The following is an 11,465-nucleotide window of genomic DNA, read 5'->3' as shown; positions in this document are numbered from 1 at the left end:
TCGTCCGGGGACACCGCAACGGCTGCGGCGGGGAGGGCGAGCGCTTCCTGGGCCGTGCGCGGGGCGTTCACGAAGGCCACCGCCCCCAGGACGAGGGCGAGCACACCGGTCACGAGGATGACCAGGAACTTGCCCCGGGACCCCGCTCGGGCATTCGGGTTATGGCCTCGGTGGGCACCCTGCCTGGCGCCGTCCTCGGGGACGTCGTCGAACTCGTCACGGGGGTACTCGCTCATGCTGTGGCTCTCCTCAACGAACGGCGGGATCAGGGGCGCCGACCCGCGGGTGCCGGGACCGTGGGACGGCGTGCGCCCCGCCTGCCGGACCCGCGGCGGTCAGGGGTCCGCGGTGCGCTGCCCACTATCCCACGTGCACCCGGGGACCCACTCAGCGATTGCGCGCGCGGCGCAACCGGGAGATCAGCATGGGGGCGTGGCGCGCGGCGGCCTCTGAGGAGATCAGGGCGTTGAGCCGCTGATAGTAGTGCACGGGGCTCAACCCCAGGCGGGAGCGGATCGCGGACTCCTTGGCGCCGCGGTACTTCCAGTGCTCGGACTCCAGGTCCAGGATGGCCCGGTCGAGCTCGTCGAGGCCGTCGCCCGTGGTAGACATGGGCTCAACCCTAACGCTCCGGGCGGTACCCGGAGGCCGCACGCCCTGGAGGTCGCACCGTGAACACCCCGCCCCCGTTGCACGAGATCATGAACGAGGAGTGGGCCCGTGCCTTGCAACCCGTGGAGCCGCAGATTCGGGCCGTGGGCGAGTTCCTGCGCGGCGAACACGCCGAGGGCCACCACACCCTGCCCGCTGGGGACCACATCTTCCGCGCGCTTCGCGAGCCGATGTCCGCGGTCAAGGTGTTGATCGTGGGCCAGGACCCCTACCCCACCCCGGGCCACGCGATGGGCCTCTCGTTCTCGGTGGCCCCGGACGTGCGCCCGATCCCGCGGTCCCTGCAGAACATCTACAAGGAACTGCACTCCGATCTGGGGATCACACCGCCCGCGCACGGGGACCTGTCCTCGTGGGCCGAGCAGGGCGTCATGCTGCTCAACAGGGTCCTTACGGTGCGCGCGGGCTCCCCCGCGTCCCACCGGGGCAAGGGCTGGGAAGCGGTCACGGAGTGCGCGATCCGCGCGCTCGGGGCGCGCGAGCAACCCCTCGTCGGCATCCTGTGGGGTCGCGACGCCCGCGGCACCAAGGACTGGCTGGGTGGGGCGCCCACCGTGGAATCGGTGCACCCGTCCCCGTTGTCCGCGTCCCGGGGGTTCTTCGGTTCCCGCCCGTTCTCCCGCGCCAACGAGCTGCTGCAACAACAGGGCGCCCAGCCCGTCTCGTGGGAACTGCCCGCGTAGCAACACCTACGCTGGACGCATGGCACAAACTCCGGCGCGACCCCGCAAACCCCAGCTCAACCTCACGGTTACGGACCGGATTCAGCTCTCCCCGGGCATGGTGCGCGTGGTGTGCAGGATCGAGAACGCCGAGCAGTTCCAGGACATGGAGGCGCCGGAGAAGTACGTCAAGCTCGTCTTCTTCTCCGCAGCCACGCTCGCGGCGACCGCGCCCGGCGCGTTCCCCGACTACTGGGCCGCGCGCGAAAACGCCGCACCCCAGGACCAGCCCGTCACTCGGCACATGACCCTGCGCCACACGGAACCCGACACCGAGACCGTGTGGATCGACGTCGCCCTGCACGGCACCGAAGGCTATGCGGGGCCGTGGGCGGATGCCGCGTCCCCCGGCGACCGGATCGTGGCGCTCGGCCCGGGCGGCAAGTGGCTCCCGGATCCGGCCGCCGCGTGGAGCGTCTTCGCTGGCGACGACGCCGCCGTCCCCGCCGTGCTCGCGAACCTCGAGGCGCTGCCCGCCTCGGCGCGCGGAGAAGCCGTCCTGGAGGTCGAGGACGCCTCCCACGAACTCGACCTCACCGACCTCGCGATCCCCGAGGGCGTCCGGGTGCGCTGGGTGCACCGCGCCGCTCAGCAGGACGGTGAGCGCGCCCTCGTGACGGGACTCGCGAACGCCGCGTGGCCCGAGGACACCGCGGGGGTGCAGGCGTTCGTGCACGGCGAGCGCGAGGCCATGAAGGCTGCCCGGAAGGAACTGCTCGACGTCCGCGGGCTCGAGCGTTCGCAGGTATCCCTGTCCGGGTACTGGGCGGCCGGGCGGGCCGAGGAGACGTTCCAGGCGGAGAAGAAGCTGCCCGTGGGCAAGATCCTCTGACCGGTCAGCGGCGGCGGTTGCGCCGCTGGGAGAGGTACTGCATCCGCTCGATGAACGGGCGCATGAGGTACTTGGCGAGCACCACGCCCGCCGCGAGGAGCACGATGGACACCATGGCGTTGACGAGTCCCGTGATGCCGTCCCCCGTGGTCTCGTTCTCCACGGTGATCGCGTACATTCCGCGGAACAGGCTCAACCCGGGCAGCAGGTAGGTCATCGCGGGGATCGCGAGGATCGCCTGCGGGATCTTGGCCCTCGCCGCGAGCAGCGCGGCCACGCAACCGCTCGCCACAGCCCCCACGCCCGTGGCCAATCGTGTGCTGGGATCGAAGCTGCCGATGCCGTGGTAAAAACCGAGGCCCACGAGGGCCGCGGCCACGGCGGGCAGCAGGTGACGCGGCTTCGCCTGCATGGTGATCGCGATCAGAGCGGTGGAGATCAGCATGAACACCGTGTTGGTCATGGCTGCCGCGGGTGTGAACCCGGACTGGGAAACGTCAATCCGTGGGACCCCCAGGTGCGCGGACAAGGTGATCCCCAGGGCGATCCCGGCCACGATCCCCAGGAACGCCATGGCGGTGGACAGTAGTCGTCCGGCCGCGGTCACGGGGAAACCGTTGATCGCGTCCTGCATCGTGGAGACCATGCGGGTGGTGGGCAACAGCATGATGATCCCACCGGCGATGACCCTGGGCGGGGACACCTCGACCCCCACCGCCGAGATCAACAGGGCACCGAGCGTGACCACCAGGGCGTTGGCCGCGAGGGAGAAGAACTCCGGGATCCGCCACGCCCCCAGTTTCGCCGTGACGGACTGCACCACCACGGAGGAGACCACGGCCACGAGCGCACCGGCCGGGCTGCCGCCGATCGCCAGCGTGATGGTCCCCGCCGCGATCACCGTGGCGAGCCACACGACCCACTTGGGGTAGGGCTTGGGTCGGGCGTTGATCCGGGCTAGCTCCCGTTCGGCGTCCCGCAGGGGCGTGTTGCCCTCGATGATCCGGGTCACGAGCTGATGGGAGTCCGCGAGACCCGAGTAGTTGTCGGTCCACGAACGCACCACGCGCATCACGGTGTGGCTCGAGGTCGAAGAATCGCCCCACGGGTCCTGGCCGGTGCGCGGCGCGGAGCTCCCGCGCTGCTCCCCCGTGGTCCCGGGTGTGCCCGCCAGGGCGGTCGCGGGGTGGGCGGAGGAACCGGTGTCCTCGATGACCCGCCGCGGGGCCTCGCCGGCGGCGGTGAGTTTGCCCGTGGCCGTGGTCTCCGCGACGTAGTTGATGGTCACCGACTGGTTGGTGATGTCCACGTCCAGGTTCTCCACCCCGTACGTGGCGCACACCGCGATGATCGCGTTCTCCACGTCCAGCGCGTCCGCGCCGTAGTGGAACATGGTCTCGGCCAGGCGCAGCGCGAAGTTCAGGGTGCGCCGGGCCTGGCGGTCCGTGCTGTCCCCGAACTTGCGCAGGTGCTGGAACGGTGTGGCGGTGAGCCGGTCCACCACACGCATGGGCGCGGTGGGCGCGGCGTCCCCCTGCACGAGGGAGCGCAACAGTGCCTTGGGTGCTCGCGACGATTTGACCCGGGTGGCCGGGTACACGCCCCGCGAGATCGCGGTGGTCGCGGGCGCCGGCTCGTGCGCCACGGTTTCCGGGCGCTCCACGGGTGAGCTCGCGGGGGCGGTGCCACGCCGGGACGGGCTGCCGATGGGTTCGGTCAATGCCGCGGGAACCGCCGCCCGGTGCCCCTGGCCCGCGCGGTCGGCGGCGATCTGGCTCGGTGTGAGGACGGGCAGGGAGGAGACCTGCGGCGTTCCGGTGCCGGTCGCGGGACCGCGCCCGGCGCTGCGGGGACGGACGCCGGGGACCCGCAGCTGCGACGTCGTCCGGGTGTCGGTGTGCACGGGCGCGCTACGCAGTTCCGCCCGGGCGGCCTGTTCCTCGGTGGGGCGCGGTGCGTAACGCGTACGACGCCCCGGACTCGTGTGCTGCACGGCGTCGCGCAGCGCGGTGTCCCCGGCGGGACCGAACGGTTCACCGTCCACCGCGTGCGGGCCCGTGCTCTCACCCGAGGACGGGTAGCCCTGGTGCGCCAGACGCGTCAATTGCTCGCTCACGCTCACGTGGGATCACCCTTCCCTGCCGCCGCAGGCACTGTTCGACTCCTGTGTGCTGGGGTGCGGCCCACACGCATCCGCTCGCGCGCCCGTGCTCGCCCACGTCCTCGCCTGCGGGCGAGCGGGGGCCGGGTGGAGGGGCCGCGGCCGCCGGTCAGTAGAAGGGCTGACCCGTGCGGCGCACCCACAACTGGCGCTGTACCTTCTCCGCCACGTTGTTCCACACAGCGTATTTCGCGCGGCTGAGTGGCTGATCCCAAACGCCCACGTAATCCACGACAGTCTTGGTGAAGCTCGTCTTGAACAACCCCAGACCGTAGTAGGGGTGCTCCTTGTTCTTGAGCTGGTCGGAGGGCGGGGTCCCGCAGAAGTCGTACTGGGTGATCTCGTGGTCCTGCTTCAGGTCCGTGATGGCGCTCCACTGCACGAGGTGCGAGTCCCCGTACTGCTTGCGCCGCGGCTTGGAGCCGCCATCCTTGTAGGTGCCCTTGCGCCCGTAGGAGATCACGTAGGCACCCACCGAGGGCTTGCCGTCCTCGTACGTGAAGTAGAGCCGGCCCTGACCGCGATCGGCAAAATTGTTCCAGAACGCCCGGTAGTACTCGTAGGAACGCAGGGTCACCTTGGCGTGACCCTGACCCACGGAATCCATGAGCGCGTACATCGCGCGCATGTTCTCCTCCGTGAGCGGGACTTGGTCCACCTCGCAGCCCTCGCGGGTCGCACGGCGCACCGCGTTGCGACCCCGCGAGTGCAGGGACTTGAGCAGGGCCTTCTCGTCCATGTCCGTGTCCAGCACGGCGGTGGAGTCGTTGGGCTGAATCTCGAAGGACTTCACGAGTCCGCTGCGCGCCATCACGCCCGCGGCATAGTCGGAGGCCACGATCTCGGGTTCGTACTTGATCGCGAACACGCCGCGCGCGGGACCCGCCACGAAGCGCTCGTTGGCCGCCACGATGCCGGGGATGTCGTCCACGCTCGCCACGTCCGGGCCCTTGATCATGTACCACAGCCTGCCCAGGGCGGGCACGGACTTCTCGAGCACCAGGTTGTAACTGGGCTGCGAACCGTCCGTGGGTTCGTACACCACGTACTGCGGCTTCCACCCGTGGTCCTTCTTGACCAGCGCGAACGCCTCCGACTGCAACAGGTTGCCACCAGAGGGGTTGGCCGTGACGTGGGAGTCCCACTCGGCGATTTCCTGATCGGTGGCAAAACGTGCCGTGAATTCTCGCAAGGCTCTCTCAATCCTGTACAGGGGGGCACTGACGACGTGAGGCGGTGCCGCGCTGTCGCGGCACCGCCTCACATGGTACCCCTCGGGCTCAGGCGAGCCCGGGGTTGCGGGTGCGTGAGTCGTCGGAGGGGTCCACGTGATCGGAGTCCGGGGACGGGTCGCTCGTCGTGTGCTGGGCACCGGCCGCGTTGCCAGGCTGCCCCTCGGGACGCCGGCTCGTGCCCGCGGTGGACTGCCCGGGGTTCGCCTCGGAGGCCTGCCCCGCGGACGGCCCGCTCGTGCGCGGCGTGGCGGACTCGGTACCGCGCTCGCCGCCGCGGGCACCGGACAGCGCCGGCTCGCGATCGTCCGCCGGCATGACGTCGCCGGGTTCCAGCGGGCTGCGGCCCTTGAACACGTACTTGCCCGGGTGACCCGGGGTGAACTTGTCCGGATCGGCGTAATCCCAGTCCTCACCCCAACCGCCTTCGACGCCCTCGAACAGCTCGCCCGGCGTGAGCCAGCGGTAGAGGGTCTCGTACGAGATGCTCTGGGTGGCCGTGACCTTGCGGCGCAGCATCTGACGCGTGAGCTCCTCGGGGTGCTCGCAGCCCATGGTGGAGATGATCTGGCCCGCTTCCTCCACGGTCAGGCGGTGGTAACGCTCCACGCGGTCACCCTTGTCCTCGATGTCCAGGGCCTTGTAGAGCTTGGGGTTCTGCGTGGTCACGCCCACGGGGCACTTGTTGGTGTGGCACGCCTGGGCCTGGATGCAGCCCACGGCCATCATCATGGCGCGCGCGCTCATGCAGAAGTCAGCACCCTGGATGATGTGGCGCACGATGTCGTGGCCCGAGGTGATCTTCCCGGCGGCGCCAATCTTGATCCGGTCCCGCAGTCCCGCACCCACGAGCGCGTTGTGCACCAGGATCAGACCCTCCACGAGCGGGGTGCCCACGTGGTCCTGGTACTCGAGCGGTGCAGCACCGGTGCCGCCCTCGGAACCGTCCACGATGATGAAGTCCGGGGTGACCTTCTCCTCGATCATGGCCTTGCAGATGGCCAGGAACTCCACGCGCGAGCCCACGCACAGCTTGAAGCCGATCGGCTTGCCGTTGGACAGTTCCCGCAGGTGGGCCACGAACTGGATCAGACCGCGCGGCGTGGTGAACGCCGAGTGGCTGGCCGGGGAGATGCAGGTCTGGCCCACGGGGACCATGCGCGCCTCCGCGATCTCCTCGGTCACCTTGGAGCCCGGCAGCACGCCGCCCAGGCCCGGCTTGGCGCCCTGGGAGAGCTTGATGTTGATGGCCTTGACCTGCGGCAGGTTGGACTTCTTGCGGAAGGCCTCCGGGTCGAAGTTGCCGTTCTCGTCACGCGTGCCGAAATACCCGGAACCGAACTCCCAAATGATGTCGGCGTCGTGGGCGAGGTGGTACTTGGTCAGCCCGCCCTCACCGGTCTCCTGCGCGAACCCGCCCATGGCCGCGCCCTTGTTCATGGCGAGCACGGCGTTCTTGGACAGGGAGCCGAAGCTCATGGAGGAGATGTTCAGCAGCGATGCGTCGTACGGCTGCTTGCAGTCCGGCCCGCCCAGGCGCACGCGGTGCTCGCTCTCCGGGGCCGCCTTGGGCGCCACGGACTGGACGAAGTACTCGTAGCCCGGTTCGTTCACGTTGAGCTCGGTGCCGAACGCCTTGTCGCCCTTGAAGCCCTTGGCCCGCGAGTACACGAGCGAGCGCTGGTCACGGTTGAACGGCTTGCCGTCGTAGTTGCGCTCGATGAAGTACTGCTGGATCTCGGGGCGGATCTTCTCCATGAAGAACCGCGCGTGCCCGAGCACGGGGAAGTTGCGCAGGATCGAGTGCCTGCGCTGCGTCGCATCGCGGATGCCCACGAGCAACAGCAGGAAGAAGATGACTGCGAGGATCCACCATCCCCAGGGACCGAAGACCGCTGCGAGAACCGTGGCAATCGTGGCCACGACCAGACCTGTCAGAATGAGAAACCGCACCATGCGATTCACCGTACTCCTCGCCCTGGGCCCCGACCCCGGTCACCGGAATGCGACGATCACCCCCCGGGAAAGCGCCGACGCCGGGTGCCCACACAGGGGCGCCCGGCGTCGGCGGTGGTGAGGATCACTCGGCGTCGAGGTCCGTCTCGATGATCGAGGCGAGGTGCTCGAGGGCTTCCTCGGCGCCGTCGCCGTCGGCCGCGAGGACCACCTTGTCCCCGTGGGCCGCGCCCAGGGACATCAGGGACAGCACCGAGGACGCGTCCATGCCCTCCTCGGCGTCCTCGCCCTCGGCGCGGATGGTGATCTCCAGGTTCTCGTACTCGCCGGCGGCCTCCGCGAAGATCGCGGCGGGCCGGGCGTGCAGCCCCACACGGGAGGCCACGGTGGCAATGCGTTCTGACATGTCAGCTCCTTGCTGGGTCGGTTCGGGTGACGCTGGTTCGGGCGGGGTCACAGCCCCAGTTCGTGCAGCACGGGCAACTGTGCCCGCACGGCTTCCTTGGCCTCGCGCGCGCTCGTGGCGGACACGGCGAGTGCGGCCAGCCGCTCGGCCTGGGCGGTGTCCACGCGGGCGAGCACGGCGGCGACGGCGGCGAGCGAGCGTGCGCTCATGGACAGGGTGTCCACCCCGAGCCCCACGAGCACCACGGCGAGCGCGGGGTCCGCGGCGGCCTCGCCGCACACGCCCACGTTCTTGTGTTCACCGGACGCGTCAGACGCCGCTCGCGCACCCGCCGCGGTGCGCTCGATCATGCGCAGCACGGCCGGTTGCCACGGGGAGTTCAACTCGGCGAGTGCACCCAGCATGCGGTCCGCGGCCATCGTGTACTGGGTGAGGTCGTTGGTCCCGAGCGACACGAAGTCCACGCGCTCGAGGATCTGCTCGGCGGTGATGGCCGCGGCGGGTGTCTCGACCATGACGCCGGTGACCTGCAGCCCCTCGACGCTCGCGAGTTCGTGGAACCGGGCGGCCTCCTCCGCGGTGGCGATCATGGGTGCCATGACCCACACGTGCGCACCGGTCTCCCGGGCCGCCGCCGCGATCGCCTCGAGCTGGCGCTGCAGCACGCCCGGGGTGGTCCAGTCGGTGCGGTAGCCGCGCACACCGAGCGCGGGATTGGGCTCGGTGGTGTCCGTGAGGAAGGGCAGGGGCTTGTCCGCCCCGGCGTCGAGCGTACGCACGACCACCTTCTTGCCCTCGAACGCCGCGAAGATCTCGGCGTACGCCTGGGTCTGTTCGGCCACGGTGGGTTCGCTGTCCCGGCCCAGGAAGCAGAACTCGGTGCGCAACAATCCCACGCCCTCGGCGCCGGCCTCGGCGGCCGCGCGGGCGTCGTCGCCGGTGCCCACGTTGGCGAGCAGCGGGACCTCGGTGCCGTCCGCGAGCGCGCCCCGGCCGTCGAAGGAGGCGAGTTGCGCGGCCGCGCGCTGCCACGCGGTCACTGCCTCGCGTTCGTGCTCTGCCGGTGCCGCGACGACGGCGCCCTCGGCACCGTCCACGAACACGGGCGTCCCCGCGGGGACCTCGAGGATCCCCTCGACGGCCACGGCAGCCGGCAGCCCGAGGTTGCGCGCGAGGATCGCCGTGTGGGACTGGGGTCCGCCGGAGGCGGTCACCAGCGCCACGACGACGTCCGGATCCAGCACCGCGGTGTCCGCCGGTGCGAGGTCCTCGGCCGCGAGCACGAACGGCTCCTTGCGCTGGGGCACGCCCGGGGCGTCTTCCCCGCGCAGTCGGGCGACGATGCGCGCGCGGACGTCCTCGATGTCCGCGGCACGTTCGGCCATGTAGCCGCCCATGGCCCGCATCTGGTCCGCGTACGCGGTGGCAGCCTGCCACAGCGCCCGCTCGGGGCTGAGCTGCTGATCGGTCACGAGCTTGCCCGCGTTCTTGATCAGGGCCTTGTCCCCCGCCATGAGGGACGTGGCCTTGAGTACCTCCGCCGCGGATTCCGAGCGCGCCCGAGCGGCCCTTTCCTTGAGCTCGGCCTTGACCTCGAGCGCCGCTGCCTTGAGGCGGTCGATCGCGGCCTCGGCGTCCCCTGTGAGCGGCTCGCCCTCGGGCGGCTCGCTCACGGCGGGTGCCATGTGCACCACGGGGGCGATCACACGCCCGGGGCTGACCCCCACACCGCGCAGTTCCACGCGCTGCTGTGCGGCACCGGTCACGTCGTTGTCAGTCATGATGTCTCACACTTCCACGGTTTGTTGTGTCTGCGGAACCCCGGGGACCTCGCCCACGTGCTTTTTCACGTTGCCGATGCGCTTGAACAGGGTGACCAGCACGGCGGTGACCACGGTGCCCGCCAGGATGGCGGCCACGAAGCCCCAGCGTCCGTCCACGACCGGCAGGATCCAGATCCCACCGTGCGGGGCAGCCGAGGTCACGCCCCACGCCATCGTCAGGGCACCGGTGATCACGCCACCGGCCATCGAGGCGGGGATCACGCGCAGCGGATCGGCCGCGGCGAACGGGATGGCACCCTCGGAGATGAAGGACGCGCCGAGCAGCCACGAGGTCTTGCCGTTCTCACGCTCCGCGGCGCTGAAGTACTTGCGGCCCAGAACGGTGGAGGCGAGCGCCATCCCGAGCGGGGGCACCATGCCCGCGGCGATCACGGTGGCCATGATCTCCTGCGGCGCCGTGTTGGTCACGGTCGCGGCACCCAGTCCGGCCACGGCGAAGGAATAGGCCACCTTGTTGATGGGACCGCCCAGGTCCGAGCACATCATCAGACCAAGCACGGCACCCAGGGCCACGGCCGAGGCACCGCTCATCCCGGCGAGCAGGCTCGTGAGCCACGTCATGAACGCGGCGATGGGCCCGCCGATCAGCAGGAACAGCAACCCGCCGGCGAACAGCGTGGCGAGCAGCGGGATGATGACCACGGGCATGAGTGATCCGAGCCAGCGGGGCAGCCGGGGCAGCGTCAGCCAGTACGCGCAGATGCCGGCCAGCAGACCGCCCACGATGCCGCCGATGAACCCGGCGCCCATGAAGTTGGCCACGAGACCGGCCGCGAAGCCGGGGGCGATGCCCGGACGGTCCGCGAGCCCGTAGGCGATGTAGCCCGCGAGCGCGGGGACCAACAGGCTGATCGCCAGGTTGCCGGTCTTGAACAGCACCGCACCCAGGTACATGGCCAGGGACACGTCCCCCAGGTTGCCCAGGGTGGTGGTGGCCAGGATGTCGTCGGCCTGCTGGGCCACGAGCACCGGGTCCGCGATCATGAACGCGATCGCCATGAGCAGACCGCCCGCGGCCACGAACGGGATCATGTAGCTGACACCCGTCATCACGGCCTTGCGGATCCGCGTGCCCCACCCCTCGCTGCCGGTCACGGCGGCGGAGATCTCACCGCCGTCGCCCGTGACCTTGGGCGCCTGGGGATCGTCCGCGGCCTCGAGGGCCTCCTGGATCATCTCGCGGGGTTCGTCGATCCCGCGCTTGACCGCGGACGCGATGTACGGCAGACCCGCGAACCGCGAGCGCTCCCGCACGTCCACGTCGGTCGCGAAGATCACGGCCTCCGCCTGACCGATCACGGCCGGGTCCAGACGCGTGGCGCCCGAGGAGCCCTGGGTCTCGACCTGCAGGTCCACTCCCATTTCCTGGGCGGTGTTGGCCAGGGCGTCCGCGGCCATGTAGGTGTGGGCGATGCCGGTGGGGCACGCCGTGACGGCCACGAGCCTGCGCGGACCCCGGGCGCCCGCGTCATCGGGCGCCGTCGACGTCGCGGATTCGGTCAGCGGCGCGTGCGTTCCGGTGGGTGCCTGCGTCCCGGCGTTCGACGCCGCGGTCGCACCGCTCGCACCAGCTACGGCTGCGCCGGCAGCGGCACCGCCGGTTCCCGTGGCAGCGGACCCGTCGGCACCGGTCGCGGCGG

General features: G+C 70.4%; 10 protein-coding genes. 2 read left to right on the top strand and 8 right to left on the bottom strand.

Translation table 11 applies throughout. From position 1 onward, the window contains the following. On the bottom strand, positions 1 to 236 hold a 236-nt coding region (locus tag B3I25_RS03390; protein ID WP_286737809.1), incomplete at its 3' end, for a hypothetical protein. A 151-nt stretch (positions 237 to 387) separates the two neighbouring features. Continuing rightward, complete coding sequence (locus B3I25_RS03385) at positions 388 to 612, bottom strand: DUF3263 domain-containing protein (protein ID WP_035963809.1); 225 nt, start codon at positions 610 to 612, stop codon at positions 388 to 390. Positions 613 to 671: 59 nt separating this feature from the next. Here B3I25_RS03385 and B3I25_RS03380 point away from each other — a divergent pair, with 59 nt between their 5' ends. Together B3I25_RS03380 and B3I25_RS03375 are read left to right on the top strand one after the other, a co-directional pair. Continuing rightward, positions 672 to 1,355: a uracil-DNA glycosylase gene (locus B3I25_RS03380; protein ID WP_082943443.1), complete on the top strand. Its 684-nt coding sequence runs from the start codon at positions 672 to 674 to the stop codon at positions 1,353 to 1,355. A 19-nt stretch (positions 1,356 to 1,374) separates the two neighbouring features. Further along, positions 1,375 to 2,226: a siderophore-interacting protein gene (locus tag B3I25_RS03375; protein ID WP_064847217.1), complete on the top strand. Its 852-nt coding sequence runs from the start codon at positions 1,375 to 1,377 to the stop codon at positions 2,224 to 2,226. Between the two features lie 4 nt (positions 2,227 to 2,230). On the opposite strand, the gene B3I25_RS03370 is transcribed toward B3I25_RS03375, so the two are convergent. From B3I25_RS03370 to B3I25_RS03345, 6 genes are all read right to left on the bottom strand, one after another. Beyond that, complete coding sequence (locus tag B3I25_RS03370; protein WP_098054958.1) at positions 2,231 to 4,348, bottom strand: threonine/serine ThrE exporter family protein; 2,118 nt, start codon at positions 4,346 to 4,348, stop codon at positions 2,231 to 2,233. Between the two features lie 148 nt (positions 4,349 to 4,496). Then, positions 4,497 to 5,579 (bottom strand): lipid II:glycine glycyltransferase FemX, encoded by a 1,083-nt coding sequence (locus tag B3I25_RS03365; RefSeq protein ID WP_035963815.1) that lies wholly within the window; start codon positions 5,577 to 5,579, stop codon positions 4,497 to 4,499. A gap of 88 nt (positions 5,580 to 5,667) precedes the next feature. Beyond that, the gene (locus tag B3I25_RS03360) at positions 5,668 to 7,575 is read right to left on the bottom strand and encodes an FMN-binding glutamate synthase family protein (protein WP_064847219.1); all 1,908 of its coding nucleotides are present in this window, start codon (positions 7,573 to 7,575) and stop codon (positions 5,668 to 5,670) included. A 124-nt stretch (positions 7,576 to 7,699) separates the two neighbouring features. Then, on the bottom strand, positions 7,700 to 7,981 hold the full coding sequence (locus tag B3I25_RS03355) for an HPr family phosphocarrier protein (protein ID WP_035963817.1): 282 nt from the start codon (positions 7,979 to 7,981) through the stop codon (positions 7,700 to 7,702). Between the two features lie 47 nt (positions 7,982 to 8,028). Next, a complete protein-coding gene (gene ptsP / locus B3I25_RS03350) occupies positions 8,029 to 9,762 on the bottom strand; it encodes a phosphoenolpyruvate--protein phosphotransferase (protein ID WP_286737804.1) in 1,734 nt (577 codons plus the stop codon). A 6-nt stretch (positions 9,763 to 9,768) separates the two neighbouring features. Continuing rightward, on the bottom strand, positions 9,769 to 11,465 hold a 1,697-nt coding region (locus B3I25_RS03345; RefSeq protein ID WP_286737803.1), incomplete at its 5' end, for a PTS fructose transporter subunit IIC.

Source organism: Kocuria sp. UBA1838, assembly GCF_002338785.1.
Classification (GTDB): Bacteria; Actinomycetota; Actinomycetes; order Actinomycetales; family Micrococcaceae; genus Kocuria; species Kocuria marina.
Note: the sequence above shows the minus strand (reverse complement) of the source record. Positions and strands in the feature narration are given on the sequence as shown.